The sequence below is a fragment of the Pantoea ananatis LMG 2665 genome, assembly GCF_000710035.2.
Taxonomy (GTDB): domain Bacteria; phylum Pseudomonadota; class Gammaproteobacteria; order Enterobacterales; family Enterobacteriaceae; genus Pantoea; species Pantoea ananatis.
Window position 1 is genome coordinate 768,252 of record NZ_JMJJ01000005.1, and the last position, 23,283, is coordinate 791,534.

At 56.5% G+C, this 23,283-nt stretch carries 20 protein-coding genes; 9 read left to right on the forward strand and 11 right to left on the reverse strand.

Features of this window, described 5'->3' with window-relative positions:
• Nucleotides 1-17: 17 nt before the first annotated feature.
• Nucleotides 18-1,220: an acetate kinase gene (gene ackA / locus EL29_RS11360; RefSeq protein WP_028715405.1), complete on the forward strand. Its 1,203-nt coding sequence runs from the start codon at nt 18-20 to the stop codon at nt 1,218-1,220.
• A gap of 84 nt (nt 1,221-1,304) precedes the next feature.
• A complete protein-coding gene (gene pta, locus EL29_RS11365) occupies nt 1,305-3,434 on the forward strand; it encodes a phosphate acetyltransferase (RefSeq protein WP_014594171.1) in 2,130 nt (709 codons plus the stop codon).
• A gap of 49 nt (nt 3,435-3,483) precedes the next feature.
• Here the strand turns inward: pta and EL29_RS11370 are convergent, their stop codons facing one another.
• Nucleotides 3,484-4,569 (reverse strand): ABC transporter ATP-binding protein, encoded by a 1,086-nt coding sequence (locus EL29_RS11370; RefSeq protein WP_022623437.1) that lies wholly within the window; start codon nt 4,567-4,569, stop codon nt 3,484-3,486.
• A 265-nt stretch (nt 4,570-4,834) separates the two neighbouring features.
• A complete protein-coding gene (gene pdxR / locus EL29_RS11375; RefSeq protein WP_028715406.1) occupies nt 4,835-6,328 on the reverse strand; it encodes a MocR-like pyridoxine biosynthesis transcription factor PdxR in 1,494 nt (497 codons plus the stop codon).
• Nucleotides 6,329-6,446: 118 nt separating this feature from the next.
• Here pdxR and EL29_RS11380 point away from each other — a divergent pair, with 118 nt between their 5' ends.
• From EL29_RS11380 to EL29_RS11395, 4 genes are all read left to right on the forward strand, one after another.
• Nucleotides 6,447-7,709, forward strand: coding sequence for a 4-aminobutyrate--2-oxoglutarate transaminase (locus tag EL29_RS11380; protein WP_013026526.1), 1,263 nt, complete (start codon nt 6,447-6,449; stop codon nt 7,707-7,709).
• A 116-nt stretch (nt 7,710-7,825) separates the two neighbouring features.
• The gene (locus EL29_RS11385) at nt 7,826-8,851 is read left to right on the forward strand and encodes an ABC transporter substrate-binding protein (RefSeq protein ID WP_014594174.1); all 1,026 of its coding nucleotides are present in this window, start codon (nt 7,826-7,828) and stop codon (nt 8,849-8,851) included.
• 45 nt (nt 8,852-8,896) lie between these two features.
• A complete protein-coding gene (locus EL29_RS11390) occupies nt 8,897-10,162 on the forward strand; it encodes an ABC transporter permease (protein WP_014594175.1) in 1,266 nt (421 codons plus the stop codon).
• Nucleotides 10,163-10,172: 10 nt separating this feature from the next.
• Nucleotides 10,173-10,997, forward strand: coding sequence for an ABC transporter permease (locus EL29_RS11395; protein WP_014605373.1), 825 nt, complete (start codon nt 10,173-10,175; stop codon nt 10,995-10,997).
• 115 nt (nt 10,998-11,112) lie between these two features.
• On the opposite strand, the gene EL29_RS11400 is transcribed toward EL29_RS11395, so the two are convergent.
• Nucleotides 11,113-12,207, reverse strand: a complete 1,095-nt coding sequence (locus EL29_RS11400) for a quinone oxidoreductase family protein (protein WP_028715407.1) — start codon at nt 12,205-12,207, stop codon at nt 11,113-11,115.
• Between the two features lie 107 nt (nt 12,208-12,314).
• On the opposite strand from EL29_RS11400, the gene EL29_RS11405 reads away from it, so the two are divergent.
• Complete coding sequence (locus EL29_RS11405) at nt 12,315-13,115, forward strand: helix-turn-helix transcriptional regulator (RefSeq protein ID WP_014594177.1); 801 nt, start codon at nt 12,315-12,317, stop codon at nt 13,113-13,115.
• A 197-nt stretch (nt 13,116-13,312) separates the two neighbouring features.
• Here the strand turns inward: EL29_RS11405 and yfcD are convergent, their stop codons facing one another.
• Nucleotides 13,313-13,837: an NUDIX hydrolase YfcD gene (yfcD, locus tag EL29_RS11410; RefSeq protein ID WP_014594178.1), complete on the reverse strand. Its 525-nt coding sequence runs from the start codon at nt 13,835-13,837 to the stop codon at nt 13,313-13,315.
• A 110-nt stretch (nt 13,838-13,947) separates the two neighbouring features.
• The gene (gene yfcF / locus EL29_RS11415) at nt 13,948-14,589 is read right to left on the reverse strand and encodes a glutathione transferase (RefSeq protein ID WP_015699839.1); all 642 of its coding nucleotides are present in this window, start codon (nt 14,587-14,589) and stop codon (nt 13,948-13,950) included.
• 182 nt (nt 14,590-14,771) lie between these two features.
• Here yfcF and EL29_RS11420 point away from each other — a divergent pair, with 182 nt between their 5' ends.
• Nucleotides 14,772-15,671, forward strand: a complete 900-nt coding sequence (locus EL29_RS11420) for a TIGR01777 family oxidoreductase (protein WP_028715408.1) — start codon at nt 14,772-14,774, stop codon at nt 15,669-15,671.
• A gap of 33 nt (nt 15,672-15,704) precedes the next feature.
• Here EL29_RS11420 and EL29_RS11425 read toward each other — a convergent pair whose 3' ends face one another.
• The 3 genes from EL29_RS11425 to dalD are packed head-to-tail and all read right to left on the reverse strand — an operon-like array spanning nt 15,705 to nt 19,884.
• Entirely contained in the window at nt 15,705-16,985 is a 1,281-nt protein-coding gene (locus EL29_RS11425) for an MFS transporter (RefSeq protein WP_013026533.1), read from the reverse strand.
• Nucleotides 16,986-17,019: 34 nt separating this feature from the next.
• Entirely contained in the window at nt 17,020-18,483 is a 1,464-nt protein-coding gene (xylB, locus tag EL29_RS11430) for a xylulokinase (protein WP_028715409.1), read from the reverse strand.
• Nucleotides 18,484-18,492: 9 nt separating this feature from the next.
• Nucleotides 18,493-19,884 carry a D-arabinitol 4-dehydrogenase gene (gene dalD / locus EL29_RS11435; protein ID WP_028715410.1) on the reverse strand — a complete coding sequence of 464 codons (1,392 nt, stop codon included), beginning with the start codon at nt 19,882-19,884 and terminating at the stop codon, nt 18,493-18,495.
• Between the two features lie 192 nt (nt 19,885-20,076).
• Here dalD and EL29_RS11440 point away from each other — a divergent pair, with 192 nt between their 5' ends.
• Entirely contained in the window at nt 20,077-21,027 is a 951-nt protein-coding gene (locus EL29_RS11440; protein WP_022623441.1) for a sugar-binding transcriptional regulator, read from the forward strand.
• A 5-nt stretch (nt 21,028-21,032) separates the two neighbouring features.
• Here EL29_RS11440 and hisP read toward each other — a convergent pair whose 3' ends face one another.
• The 3 genes from hisP to EL29_RS11455 are packed head-to-tail and all read right to left on the reverse strand — an operon-like array spanning nt 21,033 to nt 23,214.
• Nucleotides 21,033-21,806 carry a histidine ABC transporter ATP-binding protein HisP gene (gene hisP / locus EL29_RS11445; protein WP_019106010.1) on the reverse strand — a complete coding sequence of 258 codons (774 nt, stop codon included), beginning with the start codon at nt 21,804-21,806 and terminating at the stop codon, nt 21,033-21,035.
• 8 nt (nt 21,807-21,814) lie between these two features.
• Nucleotides 21,815-22,531, reverse strand: coding sequence for an ABC transporter permease (locus EL29_RS11450; protein WP_014594184.1), 717 nt, complete (start codon nt 22,529-22,531; stop codon nt 21,815-21,817).
• The gene (locus EL29_RS11455; RefSeq protein WP_014594185.1) at nt 22,528-23,214 is read right to left on the reverse strand and encodes a histidine ABC transporter permease HisQ; all 687 of its coding nucleotides are present in this window, start codon (nt 23,212-23,214) and stop codon (nt 22,528-22,530) included. Before EL29_RS11455 ends, EL29_RS11450 begins: the two co-directional genes overlap by 4 nt.
• Nucleotides 23,215-23,283: the final 69 nt, after the last annotated feature.

The following is a 23,283-nucleotide window of genomic DNA, read 5'->3' on the forward strand; positions in this document are numbered from 1 at the left end:
AACAAATAGGTACTTCCATGTCGAGTAAGTTAGTACTGGTTCTGAATTGCGGCAGCTCTTCTCTCAAGTTTGCCATCCTTAATCCCACCAGCGGTGAAGAATTCCTCTCGGGTCTGGCTGAATGCTTCCACCTGCCCGAAGCACGGATCAAATGGAAACTTGATGGTCAGAAGCAGGAAGCACCTTTAGGTGCTGGCGCAGCCCACAGCGAAGCGCTGAATTTCATTGTTAAAACAATTCTGGCACAAAAACCAGAGCTTTCAGCACAAATCGCTGCAATAGGTCACCGTATTGTTCATGGCGGCGAAAAACTTACGCAGTCAGTGGTCATTTCTCAGTCTGTTGTGCAGGGTATCAAAGATGCATCATCTTTTGCACCACTGCATAACCCAGCGGGCCTGATTGGCATTGATGAAGCCATGAAAAACTTCCCGCACTTATCTGACAAGAATGTGGCGGTTTTTGACACGGCTTTCCATCAGACAATGCCGGAAGAGTCCTACCTTTATGCGCTGCCGTATGCCCTGTATAAAGAGCACGGCGTGCGCCGCTACGGTGCACACGGTACCAGCCACTACTATGTCACCCACGAAGCGGCAAAAATGCTGAATAAGCCGCTAGAAACGCTGAACATCATTACCTGTCATCTCGGTAACGGCGGGTCTGTTTCTGCTATCCGTAACGGTGAGTGTGTGGATACGTCTATGGGCCTGACCCCGCTGGAAGGCCTGGTCATGGGCACCCGCAGCGGCGATATCGATCCGGCCATTATCTTCTTCCTGCACGACACTCTGGGCATGAGCGTCGATGCCATTAACAAGATGCTGACCAAAGAGTCGGGGCTGTTAGGGCTGACCGAAGTCACCAGCGACTGCCGTTATGTTGAAGACAACTACGCCACCAAAGACGATGCTAAACGCGCAATGAATGTCTTCTGCCACCGTCTGGCCAAATACATTGGCAGCTATACCGCGCTGATGGACGGTCGTCTCGATGGCGTGGTCTTCACCGGCGGTATCGGTGAGAATGCGGCGATGGTGCGTGAGCTGACCCTGGACAAGCTGGCGCTGCTGGGCTTTGACATTGACCACGAGCGCAACCTGGCGGCTCGCTTTGGCAAGTCAGGTTTTATCAACAAAGAAGGCACTCGCCCGGCAGTGGTGATCCCCACTAACGAAGAGTTAGTGATTGCCCGAGATGCCGCTCGCCTTACCGCCTGATCTCCTTTCGTCGTCAGCTCCGGCTGACGGCGTTGTTTTGACACCCAGTGAAATCTGAGAGGTTCAATCGTGTCACGTACAATTATGCTCATTCCGACCGGCACCAGCGTCGGTCTGACCAGCGTTAGCCTTGGCGTTATTCGCGCCATGGAACGTAAAGGCGTTCGACTGAGCGTTTTCAAACCCATTGCACAACCGCGTGCGGGCGGCAATGCACCTGACCAGACCACCAGCATTGTGCGCAAGAGTTCAGGCATCCCGGCCGCAGAGCCGCTGCCGATGTCCCGTGTGGAATCGCTGCTGGGCTCTAATCAGCAAGACGTGCTGATGGAAGAAATTATTGCCCGCTACCACGCCAATGCGCAGGATGCTGAAGTGGTTCTGGTTGAAGGCCTGGTGCCTACGCGTAAGCACCAGTTTGCCAGCGCGCTGAACTATGAAATCGCCAAAACGTTAAACGCTGAAATCGTCTTCGTGACCGCGCTGGGTAACGATTCTCCCGCACAGCTCAAAGAGCGTATTGAACTGACACAAAGCAGCTTTGGCGGTTCGAAGAATAAAAGCATCACCGGTGTGATCATCAACAAGCTGAACGCGCCCGTTGATGAGCAGGGCCGTACGCGCCCTGACCTGTCTGAAATTTTCGATGACTCATCGAAGGCCAGCATCGCGAATATCAATCCTGACCAGCTGTTTGCCAACAGTCCCTTGCCCATTTTGGGTTGTGTGCCGTGGAGCTTCGACCTGATTGCAACCCGCGCCATTGATATGTGTCGCCACCTGAACGCCCGGATTATTAACGAAGGTGAAATTCAGACCCGCCGTGTCAAATCAGTGACCTTCTGCGCACGCAGCATCCCGCACATGCTTGAGCATTTCCGCCCGGGCTCGCTGCTGGTCACCTCGGCTGACCGCCCTGACGTGCTGGTTGCCGCCTGTCTGGCCGCGATGAACGGTATTGAGATCGGTGCCATTCTTTTAACCGGTAACTATGAAATTGACGAGCGCATCGCCAAACTGTGCGATCGCGCCTTCCAGACTGGCCTGCCGGTCTTCATGGTCAAAACCAATACCTGGCAGACCTCGCTCAGCCTGCAAAGCTTTAACCTCGAAGTACCAGTTGATGACACGCAGCGCATTGAAAAAGTCCAGGAATACGTCGCAAGTTACATTAACGCGGACTGGATCGAGTCGCTGACCGCCACGTCTGAGCGCAGTCGCCGCCTGTCGCCGCCGGCTTTCCGCTATCAGTTAACCGAACTGGCTCGCAAGGCTGGCAAGCGCATTGTTCTGCCGGAAGGGGATGAACCCCGTACCGTTAAAGCCGCAGCAATCTGTGCCGACCGCGGCATTGCGACCTGTGTCCTGCTGGGCAATCCGGATGAAATCCAGCGCGTTGCGGCAGCCCAGGGCGTTGAGCTGGGTAAAGGCATTGAGATAGTCGATCCTGAAGTGGTGCGTCAGAACTATGTTCCGCGTCTGGTCGAGCTGCGCAAAAGCAAAGGCATGACCGAGGTGGTTGCGCAGGAACAGCTGGAAGATAACGTGGTGCTGGGCACCATGATGCTGGAAAGCGGGGAAGTTGACGGGTTGGTCTCGGGCGCGGTACATACCACGGCCAACACCATTCGTCCGCCGTTACAGCTGATCAAAACCGCGCCCAACAGCTCACTGGTGTCATCCGTGTTCTTTATGCTGCTGCCGGAGCAGGTGCTGGTCTACGGCGACTGCGCGATCAACCCCGATCCAACGGCTGAACAGCTGGCAGAAATTGCCATTCAGTCTGCCGATTCAGCGAAAGCCTTCGGCATCGATCCACGCGTCGCCATGATTTCCTACTCAACCGGTAATTCAGGTGCCGGTAGCGACGTGGAGAAAGTGCGTGAAGCCACGCGCCTTGCGCAGGAAAAACGCCCGGATCTGGTGATTGATGGGCCGTTGCAGTACGACGCGGCGATTATGGAAGACGTGGCAAAATCCAAGGCGCCCAACTCGCAGGTTGCCGGACGCGCAACGGTCTTTATTTTCCCGGATCTCAACACCGGTAACACCACCTACAAAGCGGTGCAGCGTTCCGCTGACCTGATTTCAATCGGGCCAATGCTGCAGGGCATGCGTAAGCCGGTCAACGACCTGTCACGCGGCGCACTGGTAGACGATATCGTCTACACCATCGCCCTGACGGCGATTCAGTCGCAGCAGGCTGAAGGTTAATCCCTTCCCGTTGAACAAGAGCATGCAGACTGCATGCTCTTTTTTATGCCTATTGCAGCGTAACGTCGAGCGCGCGCAGGTGCTGAGGTTGCCAGGACAACGTCACTTCACTGCCCGCCGTCCAGTCGGGTGAGACCTCCGATGAGGCCATTTTCACCATAAAGTTTCCCTGACCGGCAACTTCCGTCAGCATTCTCACGTGGTCACCCAGATAGATAAACTGCTGGATTCGGGCCTGGACCGACTGATCGCCCGGTTTGGCTGCATTTACGTTGATGCGTTCAGGGCGGATACTGAGCTGTATTTTCTTGCCCGGGGAACTGGGCCGCACCTTCAGCGCATCCAGCTGGATACCGTTATCCAGCGTCACCTGATAGTAATCACCCTGCTGCCCTGACTGGGTTGCCAGCAGGCTGTTATTCTCGCCAATAAACTGCGCCACGAAGGCGTTGTCGGGCTGTTCATAAAGCTTATTCGGGCTGTCCATTTGCTGAATCATGCCGTCGTTAAAGACCGCCACCCGGTCAGACATGGTCATGGCTTCGCTCTGATCGTGAGTGACGTAAACAATGGTCAGCCCGAGCATGTTATGCAGCTGCTTAATTTCCATCTGCATGTGTTCACGCAGCTGTTTATCCAGCGCTCCCAGCGGTTCGTCCATCAGGATCAGTTTAGGTTCAAATACCAGCGCCCGCGCCAGGGCCACCCGCTGCTGCTGGCCGCCAGACATCTGTGCGGGATAACGGTCTGCCAGCGAAGTGAGTTTAATCATATCCAGCACCCGTTTAACTCGCTGGGCAATATCGGCCTTGCTCAAACGGCGAATCGACAAAGGAAACGCCAGATTTTCGGCCACCGTCATGTGGGGAAAAAGCGCGTAGTTCTGGAATACCATACCGATATCACGCTGATGCGGCGGCAACGTGTGCAAAGGTTTATCACGCAGCAGTATCTCGCCATCGGTGGGCGTTTCAAATCCTGCCAGCATCATGAGGCTGGTCGTTTTCCCGGAGCCTGACGGCCCTAACAGGGTCAAAAACTCGCCTTCTGCCACATCCAGATTGAGGTTGCGCACCACCAGCTTGTCGCCGTCGTAGCTCTTTTTGATATTCCGAAAACTGACAAAATTTCTCATGGCGTAATCTCGTAAACAGGATAAAAAAGGGTTTCGGCACGATTCATGCATCATCCTTTTGACGTGCGAATCCTGTCGGGCCTTTTTTTAGCACTACCACAACGCATTTGATTTGCACAAGCAGAATTTGACAATCTAAAAAGAAATGGCTTACAAATTTACTTTGCAGGCCATTGTATTTTATTGTCTTTTTAAATTTAACATTAAATTAACGTGACAGTTATCACAGAATCAGGCAATACCAGGGATGCGCACTGATGGTGCATCAGGGCGAGACAGACGCCACCTGCAGGTGATGTTGCAACCGGGTCAGGATAGGCGCGAACGCGGCGGGAATGGCGGCTTCGTCAACACAGGCATAACCCAGCAGCAATCCGCGCTGCGGCGTGCCCCGAAGATAATAGGACGACAGGGGACGTGTTAATACACCGCACTGTTCCAGCTCTGCGCTAAAGGCCACATCGTCAATGCTGTCCGGCAGCCTGAGAACCAGATGCAACCCCGCATTGCTGTGATGCACTATCCAGTCGGCGCCCAGCGATGTGCTAATCACCTCCACCAGCGCAGCACGGCGGCGGCTGTAAATCTGCCGCATGCGTCGTACGTGGGCCGCATAGTGCCCTTCCCGAATAAACTCCGCCAGCGTGAGTTGTACTAACCCGTAGCCGCCGCGATACAGCTCGGAGTGCGCCATTTTCATCCGTGCCGCCAGGGATTTAGGCACCACCATGTAGCTGAGCCGGATGCCGGGATACAAGGTTTTACTGAAGGTGCCCAGATAAATCACTGGGGCATCCGCCGCCAGGCCCTGTAGCGCAGGAATGGGACTTCCGGTAAAGCGGAACTCGCCATCGTAGTCATCTTCCACCACCCAACTGCCGCTGCTTTTTGCGCGCTCCAGTAATTCATGGCGCCGCTGCAGGCTCATGACCGCCCCGAGAGGATACTGGTGAGAAGGCGTCACACAGATCAGGCGAGGCACCGGGCTGTCTGGCTGCTCGGGCGGCAAAACCAGCCCCTGATCGTCAACCTGCGTGGGGATCAGCGTGACGCCGTTCACCGCCAGCACATTGCGGATCCCCCAGTATCCCGGCTCTTCGACGATAGCCCTGTCTCCCGGATCGCAAAGCATTTTCGCCAGCAGATCCAGCGACTGATGGGTTCCGGCGGTGATCAGTACCTGTTCGGGGGTGCAATTCACCGAACGGATCACCCGCAGGTAATCCGCCAGCGCCTGTTGTAACTCAACACAGCCGCCGTGGCTGGCATAGCTCAGGTTCTCAACCGGCAGCCGTCGGCTCAGGCGGAGCTGAATTTTGCGCCAGATGTCGTGCGGCATATGGCTGACGTCCGGCACACCGGGCATAAATGCCCCCCACTGATGGCTCCCGGCACCGCTGCTCGCCAGCAGGCGTGAACCCCGTCGCGACAGTCTGACGGGTTTCATCGGCGGCGTGACGGGCCTGTTCAGCGGCTCACCCGGCACCTGTTCCGGCAGCACGGTACTGACGAAGGTGCCGCTTCCGGTGCGGGTTTGTACATAGCCCTCAGACTGAAGCTGTTCATAGACTGCCAGCACGGTATTACGTGAGACAGAAAGTTCGCGAGCAAGGTCGCGGCTGGCGGGCAGTCGCGTCGCGGTGGCAATGGATCCGTCCTGAATCGCTGCCTGCAAGACATCATACAATCGCTTATTCAGCGTACCGCCGGAAAGCGAGGCCAGACGTTGTGCAAGCAGGTCACCGAGTAAGCTTCGCAAAATTGGTACCTCAAAATAAAAAAAACTGGCTCTGGATTATAAAACCCTGAAAACGCTAAAAAGCAAGGAGGCAGATTCCACTGTAACAATATGGCAACAAACACCATGAGGTCGCGTTATGAGTAACAGTGAAGTGCAGGTCCGTCGTCTCAATGCTACGCCGCGCGGCGTGGGCGTGATGTGCGATTTCTATGCGGTGAAAGCAGAAAACGCTACGTTATGGGATCACCAGGGCCGTGAAATTATCGATTTCAGCGCAGGCATTGCCGTGCTGAATACCGGACATCGTCATCCCAAAGTGATCGCCGCCATCAAAGAACAGCTCGATCATTTTACCCACACCGCGTTTCAGGTTGTGCCTTACGAAAATTATATTGCCCTGGCGGAAAAACTGAATGCGCTGGTGCCGGTAAGCGGCCCCGCCAAGACCACTTTTTTCTCCACCGGCGCAGAAGCCGTTGAGAACGCGGTCAAAATTGCCCGCGCGGCAACCGGCCGTCCCGGCGTCATCGCCTTTACGGGGGCCTTTCACGGCCGCACCAACATGACGATGTCGCTGACGGGCAAAGTGGTCCCCTACAAAACCGGTTTCGGCCCCTTTGCCAGCTCAGTATTTCACGCCCGCTACCCGAATGCACTGCATGGCTGTAGCGTCGATGACGCGCTGGAGAGTTTACAAACCATTTTCCGCTGCGATATCAGCCCGCAACAGGTTGCGGCCATTATCTATGAACCCATTCAAGGTGAAGGCGGCTTCAATGTCGCGCCGCCAGCGTTTGTGACCGCCCTGCGCACGCTGTGCGATCAACATGGCATTCTGCTGATCGCCGATGAAATCCAAAGTGGTTTTGCCCGCACCGGCAAGCTGTTTGCCAGTGAATACTATCCTGACGTGCAGCCAGACCTGATCACCATGGCAAAAAGCCTGGCGGGCGGTATGCCGCTATCGGCGGTTTCAGGGCGGGCTGACGTAATGGATGCGCCCCTGCCCGGCGGCCTGGGTGGCACCTATGCAGGAAGCCCACCGGCCATTGCCGCTGCGCTGGCCGTGCTGGAGGTCATTCGCGATGAAAACCTGTGCGAGCGCGCCCTGCTGTTAGGCGGGCAACTGACGGAAACGCTGCAGGGCGCAGGCTGTAGTGCGCTGGCAGAGGTGCGCGGTCGCGGTTCTATGATCGCGGCTGAATTCACCAACAGCGAAGGCCAACCCAGCGCAGACATCGCCAAAGCTATTCAGCAAGAGGCGCTGGACGAAGGGTTGCTGCTGCTCACCTGCGGCGTACACGGCAACGTTATTCGTTTCCTCTACCCTCTCACCATTCCGGATGCGCAGTTCCGCACGGCACTGAATCTGCTGAACCGTATCCTGGGCAAGTATTAGGTTTCGCGGGCTGACGCACCGCACGTTCCGCTGCGGGTCAGCCCCTGGCATCATGATTGCAAGGCAAACACCGGGCAGAGGAATCTGCCTGAACATAATAATTCAGGAGTTCGGGGATGATGAAAAACATAGCGGCACTGGTTCTGGCAGCGGTGGCCATCCAGGCACAGGCCGAAAATCTTACGGTGGTGTCCTTTGGGGGCACCAACAAGGACGCACAGGATAAAGCGTTTTATAAGCCTTTCATGGCCTCGGGGAAGGACAGCATTGAAGCCGGTGAATATAACGGCGAAATGGCACGCATCCGCGCAATGGTTGAAACCAAACAGGTCGGCTGGGATGTTGTAGAACTTGAAACCCCGGAACTGGAGCGGGGCTGTGAAGAAGGGCTGTTTGAAACCCTGGACTGGAGCAAGTTAGGCAACAAAGCCGACTTTGCAAAGGGGAGCGTGAGCGAATGTGGTGCGGGCTTCTTCGTCTGGTCTACCGTACTGACCTACGATGGCAACAAGCTCAAAACCGCCCCCACCAGTTGGGCAGATTTTTGGGATGTGAAAAAATTCCCCGGCAAACGCGCCCTGCGTAAGAGCGCGAAATACACGCTGGAAATCGCGCTGATGGCGGACGGCGTGAAGCGAGAAGACGTTTACAAGGTGCTGGCAACCCCGGCGGGCGTCGATCGTGCCTTCAGGAAACTGGATGAGCTAAAGCCGAATATTCAGTGGTGGGAATCGGGAGCGCAGCCCCTGCAGTGGCTGGTTTCAGGCGACGTGACGCTGGCATCGGCCTATAACGGCCGCATCGGCACCGCTCAGGCAGAAGGTCATAATTTCAAAATCGTCTGGGACGGTAACCTGTACGACTTCGATAACTGGGCGATTGTGAAAGGCTCAAAGCACCAAGCGCTGGCAGAGAAATTTATCGCCTTCTCGCTGCAGCCCGAGAACCAAAAAGTGTATGCCGAAAATATTCCTTATGGCCCCGCCAATATCAAGGCAGGCAAACTGCTGACGGCCGATCGTCTGGCTCAGTTGCCAACGGCGCCGGAAAACATGGCCAAAGCCGTTCAGGTTAACGCCACATTCTGGCTGGAACATGGCGAAGAGCTGGAACAGCGTTTTAACGCCTGGGCCGCGAAATAACCCACTGCCGGACCCGCTCCGGCAGCCCCCTTTCAGGAGATCGGCATGAGTCAAAACCCCGTGATGAATTCAGCGCCCGTCAGACGTACGGAAGGCGCGTTCAGTCTGCGCCAGCAATTTAACCGGGCTGGTTGGTTAAAAACACAACGCTCCCTGTTTTTAGTTGCTCCGTTACTGATTTTCGTCGTGGTGTGCTTTTTGTTCCCCATCGGCTCTATTCTCAGTATGAGCGTCAATAACCCTGAGCTTCACGACGCACTTCCGCAAACCAGCCAGGCCCTGGCTAAATGGAACGGCAAGGCGCTGCCGGATGAAAGCCTGTTTGCCACGCTGGCGAAGGAAGTCAGCGCGGCGCGCGAGCAGGGCCAGATCTCTGGCATTGCGAAGCGATTGAGTTATGAAGACAATGCGTTTCGTCGCCTGATCCTGGCCGTGCCCCGCCAGGCCCCCGAGGATGGGGTTAACGTCAAAGCCACCCTCATTGATAAGCAGCCCCTGTGGGGCGAGCTGTCTACCTGGCAAACCCTCAAGCGCGTAGCCAAACCCTATACCAGTTATTACCTGCTGTCAGTGTTTGACCACAAGGTTGATGCAAAGACCGGCGACATCGTCGCGCAGTCCCCCGATCAGGCGCTTTATGTGAACGTTCTGCTACGTACGCTGTGGATGGCGACCGTGGTCACCTTGCTGTGCGTGGGCCTGGGCTATCCGCTGGCCTACTGGCTGGCGAAGCAGCCGTCCAACCGCGCCAACCTGCTAATGATTATGGTGCTGTTGCCCTTCTGGACCTCATTGATCGTGCGTACCGCCAGCTGGATTGTCCTGCTGCAGTCAGGAGGATTAATTAACCGGACGCTGATGGCGACAGGGCTCATCGACAGTCCGCTCACGCTGGTGTTCAACCGGGTCGGCGTGTACATCTCTATGACACATATCCTGCTGCCCTTCATCGTGCTGCCCTTGTATGCCGTCATGAAAGGGATTTCTCCCAGCTATGTCCGGGCGGCCGTGTCGCTGGGTGCCCATCCCTTTGTGGCCTTCTGGCGCGTCTATGTCCCGCAGACCTATGCCGGGATGACCGCAGGCGCGCTGCTGGTGTTCATGATGGCGATTGGCTATTACGTTACGCCAGCGCTGTTGGGCGGGCCGGACGATCAAATGGTCAGCTACTTTGTCGCCTTTTTTACCAACAGCACCATGAACTGGGGCATGGCCGCCGCCCTGGGGAGCCAGTTGCTGATTATCGTGACGTTGCTGTATGTGGTGTATTCACGTGTCACCCGGACGTCATCCGAGGCGGCAGTACGTTAAGGAGCAAATGATGAAACAACAAGGTTCGACGTTGCTGCGGGTCTGGCGTTACCTGTTTAATTTTTACGGCGCAGCGGCACTGCTGTTTTTGATTGTGCCTGTTCTGGTCATTGTGCCGCTGTCGTTTAACGAAAGTTCGTTTCTGAGCTATCCGCTAAGTGGCTTTTCGCTGCGCTGGTACGAGGCCTTTTTTCACTCGAAGGAGTGGATAGGTGCGTTAATGAACAGCCTGCTGGTTGCGCCGCTAGCCACGCTACTGGCTAGCGTACTGGGCGTGCTGGCCGCCATGGGCCTGGTGCGCGGCGAGTTTCGCGGCAAAGGTCTGGTGATGGCAATCATTATCTCTCCCATGGTGGCGCCCGTCGTGATCATCGCCGTTGGCATGTTTTTCTTCTTTGCCAAACTGTCACTGCTGAACAGCTACCTCGGGCTGGTGTTAGCCCATGCCCTGTTGGGCGTTCCTTTTGTGGTGATCACAGTGGTCGCCGTACTGAAAAGCTACGACACCAATCTGACGCGGGCCGCTGCCAGCCTCGGTGCCTCTCCGCTGCTGGCGTTTCGAAAAGTCACCCTGCCGCTGATTGCACCGGGCGTTTTTTCCGGGGCACTGTTCGCGTTTGCCACCTCATTTGATGAAGTTGTCGTGACGCTGTTTCTTGCCAGCCCAACGCAGCGGACGCTGCCGATTCAAATGTTTGCCGGTATTCGTGAAAACCTCGATCCCACTATCGCGGCCGCCGCCACAATCATGATTGCGGCTTCGCTCCTGTTACTGATCGTCATGGAAGTCCTGCGGCGGCGCGGGGAAAAGATGCGCCAGCCACAGCCGGTTTAGATAACAGTCAGCAAACCGGTTCAGGTTGTTAAACCGCCCACAGGGTTAACGTGTGGGCGGTTGTCTGATCTGGACAGTGCGCACCCAGCCCCTGTCAGCCTGGTCATGGGCAAAATCACGTCAGGGGCTGAACGGGCGGTACCACCACAGTTTGTTGAAACGGGCCAGCATGCTGTGCCGCATGTTCTACGGCACGCGCCACGTCGTTGAGCGTAAACGGCGTTATCGTCCAGTGGTGAAGATCGAACTGCCCCTGCTGAATCAACTGAATTAATTTATGGCTGTCGGCACGTTCGTACATCCACTGCCCTTTGATCGTCACCAGGTTACGCATGATCCAGGGATAAGGCAGAGACAGCGGTTCTCCGCCCAACATCCCGACGCCGCCCATTAACACCGCCCGTCCGTAAGGCCGAACGCTCATGACCGCCGTACGCACCGCAGAGGCTGGCGCGGCGGGCGGAAGAAAATCCAGCACCATATCGATAAAGCCGCCCGCCGCCTGACAGGCTGCGAGATCCGTCTGCTCATCCCCTGTCAGGCGCACCGGAATAACCCGTGGACCAAAGCGCGCAACCAGATCCTGCAGTATCGCCGTATTGCGCCCCGTCGCAATGACCTTGCCTGCACCCATGGCCAACGCAATAGCCACGGCACTACTGCCAAAATTGCCAGTTGCGCCGCTCACCAGCAAGGTTTCCCCCGGCTCAAACCGACCAGCCTGCAATCCGCCATAGGCGATAAGCAGTGTATTAACCACGCACCAGGCCCTGGCATCATCTAGGGCCATCTCGCCCAGCGGTAAGGCATTCTCGGTGGGAATGCGGATTTTTTCGGCAAAGGATCCGTTACGATGATATTGCTGCAGTGCCAGGCCGCCTCCACCGCGTGCACTCCAGCCCTGCAGAACGATGTCAGGCATTAACGCACTGTCGCGCGATCTGACGGTAGGATCGCAAAAAACCCACATCCCTTTTTTCAGTTGGGTCGCGTCCGGGCCGGTTTCCAGCACTTTTCCCACGGCACCGCAGCCCGGTATGGCGGGCAGATCCAGTAAATAATGGCGCTGGCCGGAAAATACCTCATTGGTGTAACTCAGCACTGGGGCAGCGACAACCTCGACAAGGACCTCACCTGAACCGCAAACCGGTTCGGGCACATCCGAATAAACCAGGGGTTCGCCCCACGCTTTCAGAACGACAGCTTTCATTTTTCTCTCCTCACCTATCACAGGAGGTTGTAGTCTAGAGCGCCTAAAAGGGGTTATTCAGTGTCTGCCTTATCCCAGGACCCGCCACGCCCAGTCAGAGAGAAAACATGTCACTTAATAAGAATGTGGGTCTGTTTCTTCGAACGGTCAGAGAAACGACCTCGCCTGAGAAAGCCAAAATTCAGTCCAGTAAACCGAGGCGCACGCCGGGGTTACGTCGGGAAGAAGTGGCTGAACGCGCGGGCATCAGCGTTGACTGGTACACGCGCATTGAACAGGGCCGGGCCAATGCCGTGACCCACGAGACGCTGGAAAGGCTGGCAGATGCGCTGTCAATGAGCGACGACCAGGCGCAACACCTGCACAGGCTGGCAGCAGAGATAGCGACGACTGACATCACCAGCAACCTGCCTTCTTCGCTTCAGCTTATCGTTCAGCAGCAGCCGCTTCCTACCTACATCACCAATACGCTGCTGGATGTTTTGTGCTGGAATGCGCCGCTTGCGACGCTGCTGACCGATTTTGACGACCTGATGCCCGAATACCGCAATATCTTATGGTTTATGTTTAATCATCCCGCAGCGCGCATAAACTTTGGCGAACGCTGGCACGATGAAGCAGAAAAGCTGGTTGCGCGTTTTCGCGTCCGTGTCGATCTGGAAAACGGCCATCCCCGGTTCCAGGCCAGGATCAGCCAACTGCTGCAGAACAGCGATTTCAAAGCGCTGTGGGACCAGTATCGGGTCATCAGCGGCAATGAAGGCATCAAGCAGTTCTCAGCTGAAGGGGGCGCGCTGAAAACCTGGCGTTATCACAGTTTTTATCTGCACGACTTTCCGGGGCTGAGAATGGTGACCTATGTGCCCTGCGCCTCTTCACCTGGCGCTGAAGATGACGCGCGACGTTGACTCATAGCCGCTTTCTCATTCTGGCAGGTCGAATAGTTACATGCGCCCTGTCCGACGCGGCTGCGCAAGGTGTGCCCTGGCACGGCGAGCGATCGACAAAAGGCGGGAAGTTGATCATCAGGCGAATGAGGCGGCGATCAACGCCGCGTGCCCGCTTTGCGAACGGCCACGACCGCCCGCAAAGCTAACAGAAGGTATCAGTGACTGTTTTCGTTGTTGCGGCTCAGCCAAAGGGATAAGGCTTTGAGTGAATCATCGGTAAACTCATCACAGCGGGCGGTGATTTCATCCGGGGTCATCCAGAAAATTTCATCCACTTCTTCTTCCTGCATAGCAAAGGGGCCGTGCGACACACAGCTGAATAATCCCCCCCAGACGCGGCAATGCTCATCTTCAAAATAGAATTTGCCATGTTCTGCAAAAGGCACATCCGCAATGCCCAGCTCCTCTTCGGCTTCACGCCGCGCCGATTCAAGCATGTCTTCGCCACTCTGCACTACGCCGCCAGCCGTCGCATCCAGTTTGCCTGGCATAAAATCTTTGATTTCAGTACGGCGCTGAACCAGTATTTTCCCCATACCGTCATGAACCACGATATAGGTCGCGCGGTGACGTAAGCATTGCGCGCGCATCTGCGCACGCGTGGCCTGTGCAACGACTTCATTCTCTTCGCTTACGATATCGACCCATTCGATTTCGCCACCAGCAGTTTGATCCACCATCCGTAACCCTTTCCTGTTTAGCGTGTCTTTATGCACGCGCTGTTTGCCACACCTATATCATAGTGTGTCGTAAGGTAATCACTTATGACAACTTGAGCAAGCGCCGATCGCTAGCGATTTTTGCCGCTTTCCGTTAGCCATAACTGTACTGATGCCCGCTGCCATTGAAACTCAGCATAGTGCTGCAAACGTGCAGGCAAGGTATCGCCATGCAGCGCCAGTCGATTAAGCATGACAGCCAAATCGGTATCTGCAATGCACCACTCACCAAATAAATTTTGCTGACGTTCTGGCAACAGGCGCTGAACAGCGGCAATCAGTTTTTCGGCGGCCTCAACGGCTGCAGGCGACAAGGGCGCAAAGCGCTCACCGGCAAATAACACCTCGGTAGGGCGCTCCTGGCGAATGGGCATCAGATCGCTGCGCAGCCAGGCCTGAATTTGCCGGGCGCGGGCGCGTTTCTCGCGATCTTTGGGATAGAGGCGTTCAAATTCAGGGGCAGCAAAACGCTCTTCGAGGTATTCGCAGATGGCCGATGATTCACTCAGCATAAAGTCATCGACCTGTAAGGTCGGGACGCGGCAGGTTAAGGACAGATCGCGATAGGCCTCAGCACGCTGCTGGTTTTGCGATAAATCGATACGCTTTACGCTAAAAGGCACCCCTTTTTCGCTGAGCGCAACATAAGCCGACATGACATAAGGACTAAAGAAAGATGAATCTGACCACAGGGTGATGGAGGGGTAATTCATCTGCTACCTCAAATAGCTGACAGGGGTGCATCATCTTTACCGATTTTTATTTCTGAAAACAACCAGGCGCTGGTCCGATGTTTGCGCTCAACTGACTAAATTACGAAGCGGCTCACGCCACACGGGTACGACTCTTCTATGATGAAGTAAGCAAAAAATAAAAATTCAGACGGAGCCGCACTATGCATATCTTAATTACCGGTGGAACCGGGCTTATTGGCCGCCATCTTATTCCACGTCTGCAACAGCGTGGCGACACGGTCAGCGTGGTCACGCGCGACGTTGCCGCTGCACGAGACATGCTGGGGGAAGATATCGCGCTCTGGTCAGGCCTGGCGCAACAGCACTCGCTGAATGGCGTGGATGCCGTTATCAACCTGGCCGGTGAACCCATCGCGGATAAACGCTGGACAGAGGCCCACAAACGGCAACTGTGCGAGAGCCGCTGGCAGATAACGGAGCGCATTGCCTCCCTGATTAACGCCAGTACCACGCCACCGCGCGTCTTGATTTCGGGATCGGCAACGGGCTTTTATGGCAACACGGGCGACGTGGTATTAACCGAGGACGATCCCGGACAGAACGAGTTCACCCACGAACTTTGCGCGCGCTGGGAACAGCTGGCGCTAACCGCGCAGAGTGAGCGCACCCGCGTCTGCCTGCTGCGTACCGGCGTCGTGCTGACGCGAGAAGGCGGCGCGTTGAGTAAAATGAAGCTGCCGTTTAAGCTGGGAATTGGTGGCCCGATTGGCAGCGGCAAACAGTATATGCCGTGGATCCACATTGATGACATGGTCAGCGGCATTCTGTGGCTGCTCGACGATGATGCCTGTAGCGGCCCTTTTAACATGGTTGCGCCCTATGCCGTGCGCAATGAGCAGTTTGCCGCTACCCTGGGTGAGGTGATGCACCGCCCGGCTTTCATGCGCACGCCCGCCAGTGCCATCAAGCTGATGATGGGAGAATCGTCTGTACTGGTGCTGGGTGGGCAACATGTGCTGCCAAAACGGCTGGAGGCGTCGGGTTTTCGCTTCCGCTGGTATGAGCTGCAGAATGCATTACAGGATGTGGTGAAAAGCTGAGGATCAGGGGAGCACTCGCTCCCCTTCGCTTTTTTACTGAGAGGTGACCGCGGTTTTCGACTTCACCGTGGAACGCAGCGCGCCGTGATTCGGTTGCGGTACGCGGATGATAAACGTCAGCACACCGGCAAACACATACAGGCAGGTGTAAGCCCAGACCACGCCGACGATATCAAAGAACGGCAGCATCATGGAGGCGATAGCGGGCGCAACAAAATTGCTCATGCCTGCGGACAGGTTATACACCGAGACGGCCGCGCCCTGATGATGGGGCTCCAGCGTAGGGAAAACCGCCGTCATGGGCACAAAGGCCGCCACGAAAATGCCCAGCATCACGGCAGGAATCAGGGCGACCAGGAAATTGTGACCGGCATAGACAGGCAGGTAATAGAACGCCAGGCTGGAGATCGCCATGCCGAGGCAGCCAAACCAGCGCACCTGGCGAATCCAGCCAATACGTTCACCCATGATGCCCCAGAAGATATTGGTAAAAATGGTGACGAAAAAGAACACCGCCCAAATCTGCAGCCACTCTGAGAGCGTAAACCCAAGCCGATCCACAAACAGCAGCGGCATAATGATGGCAAAGCCAAACAGCGACAGCGTATTAATAATGCGGATCAGACAGGCGTAAAACACATGCTGGTTGGTGAACAGGATAGTCACCGCACGCGACATTTCCGTCATTTTTTCCCGCAGGGGTAAGTTGACGCGAGAACGATCGACCGGCACGTTGCGCAGGCTAAAATAGGCCAGCAAGCCGCCGCAGGTTACCCAGCCAATCGCCAGCCAGAGCGTGCCGGTTTCACCAATGGAAGGAATGATCAGGCTGGGCAGATAGCTCCCGACCACGCCGATGCCTACCGAATACATCGCCCAGAACCAGCCCGTGGCAGCCGCCAGCCGTTCCCGTGGCAGCACCTGCACCAGCAGCAACATAAATGAGTAGATAAACAGCGGATAGGCCAGGCCACGGATACCGTAAAACAGCAGCATAAGAGGATAATTGCGCATCCCCAGCCCCAGGCTCATAAACAGGGCATGCATGACAACCCACAAGATAAAACCGATCAGCATAGCGCGCTGCGGCGTAATCAGCTCCGCCACCACACCGGATGCCCAGGCGGCCAGCGCCACCGCTAAACCGTAAAAGGTAAACACCAGCGCCGACTGCCCCGGCGTGAATCCCATATCGGTAATATGGCGTGACAGGAACGCCATCTCGAAACCGTCACCTGCCATAAAAACAGCGATGGCGACAAATCCCCAGATCAGATGTTTGGGCAAGCCAAACCAGTACGCAGTAGAGTGCATGACGATCGTCCTTCTCTGTTTGGTTACAGGTTAATCAGGCCAGCGAACGGGACTGAGAGTGTTGACGGTAAAGCTCACGGAACTGAGCCAGCCGTTGCTGCAGCCCCTGACGAACCTCAGGATTTGGCAGGAAGCGCGCCTGTATCGGGGGTTTAAGACACACCTGCGCTTCATCACCGCCCGCAGCCAGCCAGGCCAGGCGCGCCGCGCCCAGTGCACCGGATGCGCTGGCGGGATGCGTCACGACAGGCAGCGTCAGCACATCGGCGATCAGTTGCGCCCACAGGCTGCTGCGCGCGCCGCCGCCGGTCAGGCTGAACTGGGTAATGGCACGCCGTCCTTCCCCTAAGACGGTCAGGCCGTCGGCCAGGCCAAAGGCTACGCCTTCGAGCACCGCATAGCCCAGTAAGGCACGCTGGGTTTCGTGCCGCAGATAAAAAAACGCGCCCGTCGCATCAGGATCGTTGTGCGGAGTACGTTCTCCAGAGAGGTAAGGCAAGAAAAGCGGGGCCTGCTGTTTTTGTGCCGGACCCAACGCAGCAATCTCTTCCAGCAGTTGGTTTTCACTGACCGAGAGCAACTGGCACAGCCAGCGCAGGCAGCTTGCGGCGCTGAGCATGACGCTCATCTGGTGCCAGCGGTCAGGCAGCGCATGGCAGAAAGCGTGCACGCCTGACTGCGGATCGGCCTGCAGCCGGTCATTAACCACAAAGATGACGCCAGAGGTGCCAAGTGAAATAAACGCATCGCCAGGATTCACGGCGCCCACGCCAACCGCCGAGGTGGCATTATCCCCGCCGCCGCCTGCAATGATGACCGACGAGGAGAGCCCCCATTCGTCGGCAATCGCCGGCCGTAACGTGCCGCTGACGGCATTCCCTTCGACGAGTGCAGGCATCTGGTCACGACGCATTCCCGTTGCGGCCAGCAGTGCCGCTGACCAGTCGCGTTTGGCGACGTCCAGCCATAAGGTGCCCGCGGCATCCGAGGGATCGGTGACAAAGCGCCCGGTCAGGCGCCAGCGCAGGTAATCTTTTGGCAATAACACTTTGCTAATGCGACGAAAGCAGTCAGGCTCGTGCCGGGCCACCCAGCACAGCTTTGGGGCCGTGAAGCCCGGCATGATCATATTGCTGCTAAGGTGCATGATTTCGGGATGATGCTGACCCAGCCAGTGGCATTCTGCCGCGCTGCGTGTGTCATTCCACAGAATGCAGGGCCGTAAAACCTCACCCTGCTCATCCAGCAGCACCGCTCCGTGCATTTGTCCTGACAGCCCAATCGCCTCTATCGCAGACCAGGCCAGAGGTGCCTGCTGACGCAGACGCGTGATGACCTGATGGCAGGCGCGCCACCAGTCATGCGGGTCCTGCTCTGCCCAGTGCGGATGGGGGCGCTGCACGGCCAGGGCGGCATGTTCCGATGCCACGATCTCGCCCTGCGCATTCACGATCAGCGCTTTAAGCTCAGAGGTGCCGATATCGATACCCAGATACATATTCGCCCCCTAAACCACGGCCAGCGGTTGTTCTGGCTGGACTTGCCACGTTTCCAGCCCGGCGACGGTGGTGCTAAGCCGCGCATGAAAATCCTGTGATGTGGCCAGCTCAGCAAACAGGGACGTCTGGGTCATATAAGCCTGTAACGGATCGGCATGGGCAAACCACTGCTGTACCACTTCAGGTTGCAGCACGCCATCCTGATAGTCATAAGGCAGCTCGCCACTGGCCCAGCGTTGCAAAAACAGATAGAACAGCGCCGGGAGCACCAGGCTGGCCGCAGGCGGCGTGCCGCGCTGATAGCATTCCCGCAGCGTCGGCGTCACCATGGCGGGGATTTTTGACAGACCGTCAGCCGCCACCCGTTGGTTGGTATCTTTTATCCACGGATTGCTAAAGCGGGACAGAACAACATCCCGATACTCCGCCAGGTTGAGCGGGCTGGGTGAAAGTGAAGGTATGACATCCTGTGAGACATATTCCCATGCCATCTGGTGGATGGCTTTCTGCCGGGTGCTTTCATCAATGTAAAGCAAACCGATAAGCGTGCCCGCCCAGGCAATGGCGCTGTGGGTGGCGTTGAGAATACGAATCTTGGCTTCTTCCCAGGGCAACACCGACTCGACCAGCTCGACGCCCACCTGCTCCAGCGCCGGACGCCCGGCAATAAAATCGTCTTCGATCACCCACTGGATAAAGGACTCCGCCATCACCGGCACCGCATCATCTTTACCGGTTGCCGCCTGAACGCGCTCCGCGACGTCAGGCGTGGGACGCGGGGTGATTCGATCCACCATGGTATTCGGCGAGGTGGTGTTATCACGCACCCAGGCGGCCAGCTCATCTGCCCCTTTTGCCGCAAGGAAGGCCAAAAAACCCTGACGGAAACGCTCACCGTTATGGCGCAGATTGTCGCAGTTCAACAGGGTCACGGGCGCCCCACCGTTGACGACGCGTGCCGTCAGGATGCGCGCCAGCGCGCCATACAAGGTTCGCGCCTCGCCATTCAGATCCGCCTGGATATCGGGCTGCTGCAGGTCAAGCTCATGTTCCGGTGTTAAATAGTAACCCGCTTCGGTCACGGTGAAGGCGATCACCCGGGTGCATGGATCGGCACCCTGCTGCACCAGCGCGCTGATCTCTTTGTCCCACGGCAGAATTTGCCGAATGGAGGTAATGGTCTCGTAGTGACGCTCGCCCTCAGGCGTGACCGTCTCCAGCACATATTCCCCTTGCTGGGCGGTTAGCTGCGTCAGTAACGGCGTTGCGTCATCGCGGATATTGCCCAGCGCGATATGCCAGCGGCTGTCGCCCTGCTGCATCAGGCGGTGCAGATACCATGCCTGATGGGCACGATGGAAAGAGCCTGCGCCGATATGCATCCAAACTGATGGTGTCATCATGACCTCTTTAGGCATTTGTTTAAATTAAGGGCATTTGCCCGATGCACATATGTTAATCAGAGGTAACGTCGAGGTTCTGTGATTAATTTCACATTTAAGACATTGGCCCGTTAATTGAGCTTTTGCCCTGATAGGCTTTTAAACAGATTGCGCGATAAAATGGCGATCCGCAGAGAAGGGAATGGCGCAATGAACAAAGAAGAGAAGAAACAGGAGTTGGCGGCGCGTGCCGCCTGGATGTATTACGTCGCTGGGTTAACACAGCAGGAGATCGCCCGGGCACTGGGATTGTCGCGCCAGGTGGCCCAGCGTTTGATTTCCGGGGCGCGTGAAATGGGCATGGTCAGCGTAAAGATCGCCCACCCCGTGACGCACTGCCTGCGTCTGGCGCACGACGTGCAGGAGAAATTTGGCCTGCAGCACTGCCGCGTGGTGCCTTCCGGCGATCTGGACGACAATGCCATACAGCAAATGCTGGCGGTAGAAGGCGCAGAGGTGATGTCGCAGTTTATCAATAACGACGAGCCGCAGGTGTTTGGCATCGGTTCGGGAAAAACCCTGCGTGCCATTATTGATGCGCTTCCCTGGGTTGAACGACCGCAGCATCACTGTGTTTCCATGATTGGGGCCATCGCCCGCGACGATTCAGGCACCCGCTACGACGTGCCGCTTAAGCTGTCTGAAAAAATGCAGGGCAAGTATTTCTTCATTCCCGCCCCGCTGTTCGCCGACAGCCCAGACGATAAGCAGATGTGGTGCCAGCATCAGGTCTATCAGCGCGTGGTCAACCGTGCACGACAGGCCCACGTCACCTTTTTGGGAATTGGGGAGGTCAATCCCGGCTGCCCGCTCCATGCCGAAGGCTTTATCACAGACAGCCAGGTGCAGGCGCTGAATGCGCGCGGCGTGGTCGGTGAAATGCTCGGTCATTTCTTCAATCAGCAGGGCGAACGCGTGTTAGGGGAAACCGATGCGCTGTTAACCAGCGTGGCGCTGGAAAGCCAGACGACGCGCAATATCATCGGCTTTGCCGGCGGGGAGCGAAAATATGCCGCTATTCAGGCGGCGTTGAACGGCGGCTGGATATCGGGCCTGGTGACCGATGAAGCCACCGCCGTGCGCCTGCTGAATAACCGATAGCTTGCCTACTTAAGCGATCCCTTCAGGAACTGCTGTAAGCGCGGGCTCTTGGGCTGACCAAATAATTCAGCCGGTGGCCCCTGCTCCTCAATTTTCCCCTGATGCAGGAAAATGACGTGGCTGGAGACGTGACGGGCAAATTCCATTTCGTGCGTGACCACCACCATGGTTTTCCCCTCTTCGGCCAGCTTCTGCATAATACGCAGCACCTCACCGACCAGCTCAGGATCCAGGGCTGAGGTGGGCTCATCAAATAACAGCACCTCCGGCTCCATCGCCAGCGCGCGGGCAATGGAGACGCGCTGCTGCTGCCCTCCCGAGAGATGGACGGGATATTTTCCCTGCGCCCGCTCGTCGATGCCGACCTTGTTCAAATAGGTAATCGCGCGCTCACGTGCCTGCGCTTTACTCAGGCCTAGCACCTGAATCGGCGCTTCCATAACGTTTTCCAGCACCGTCATGTGGCTCCACAGGTTGAAATGCTGAAAGACCATGGTCAGACGGGTACGAAGCAGGCGCAGCTGCTCCTTGTCTGCCACCTTCAGTTGGCCGTCCGTATCGCGTACCAGGGTAATAGCGGTGTTGTTGACCACAATGGTGCCTTCACTCGGCTTTTCGAGGAAGTTAATACAGCGCAGAAAGGTACTTTTCCCGGAACCCGACGAGCCAATAATACTGATGACATCGCCCGCATTGGCGTTCAATGACACACCTTTTAATACTTCATGTTCACCGTAACGTTTATGCAGGTCGGTGACGCTTAATTTGTTATCAGCCATAGTCTTACTCAATGCGATGAAGAAGGTTTCACGTGCGCCAGCCAACGACGTTCCGCAAGACGAAACAGGCTAATCAGCACGTAAGAAATAATCAGGTATAACACGGCCGCAATGCCGAACGCGGTAAAGGGCTGATAGGTTGCCGCGTTAATGTCCCTGGCGATTTTCAGCAAATCAGGCACGGTTGCGGTAAAGGCCAGTGCGGTAGAGTGCAGCATCAGTATGACTTCGTTGCTGTAAACCGGTAAGGCCGTGCGCAGTGCAGAAGGCAAAATAATGCAGCGATACAGTTTAAAGGTCGAGAAGCCATAGGCTCGCGCCGCTTCGATTTCACCGTGTGGCACGGCACGAATCGCCCCGGCAAAAATTTCCGTGGTGTAAGCGCAGGTATTAAGGGTAAATGCCAGTAGCGTACAGTTCAGGCCGCTGCGGAAAAACGCATTCAGTAGCTCTGTGCCTTTCACGATTTCCAGCGTATACATGCCGGAATAGAACACCAGCAGTTGCACATAGAGTGGCGTACCGCGAAACACATAGGTAAAGAGCCACACCGGCAGGCTAATAAAACGATTGGGTGATACACGCGCAATCGCCAGCAACACGGCCATGCAGCCGCCCAGTACGACCGAGACAATCAGCAGCCATAGCGTAATCGCCACGCCTGTGAAGCGATAACCGTCTGTCCAGAGCAGCGACTTCCAGTATTCGTGAATAATCTCGATCATAGCTCCGCCCTCTTCACGCCGACCGTGTAGCGGCGATTGAGCCACCAGAGAATGCCGTTAGACAAGGTGGTAAAGACCAGATAAATCACGCCCGCCACGATAGCAAAATAAAACGGCTGCCAGGTGCTTTTACCTGCCAGCTGCGTGGCTTTTACCACATCCTCCAGCCCCAACAGGGAAACCAGCGCCGTGGCTTTCAGGATCACCTGCCAGTTATTACCGATGCCGGGCAGCGCGTAGCGCATCATCGCCGGGAACAGGATACGGCGGAAAACCTGCGAACCGGTAAAACCAAACGCCGTGGCGGCTTCAATCTGCCCTTTTGGCACCGCCATAAAGGCGCCACGGAAGGTTTCGGTAAAATAGGCGCCATAGATAAAGCCCAGGGTGATGATGCCGGCCACCATGGGATCGATATCGAACTGGGCCAGGCCAAGCGCATCGGTGAGATGGTTGAGAGCGATCTGCAGGCCGTAGAAAATCAGCAGCATTAGAACGAGGTCGGGCACGCCACGAATCAGCGTCGTGTAGCCCTCAAAAATCAGTGACAGCAGGCGATTGCGCGACAGCTTCGCGCCTGCGCCAATCAGACCCAGGATCACCGCCAGCAGCACCGAGCTCAGGGCGAGCTCAAGCGTGACCAGCGTGCCTTTTAAAATGACATCAGAGTAGCCATACAACATGGAAAAGGTCCTGTCGTGGGGTGGAAACGACGCTGCGCCGTCGTGCAGACGGGCAGCGCAGCTTCTGTT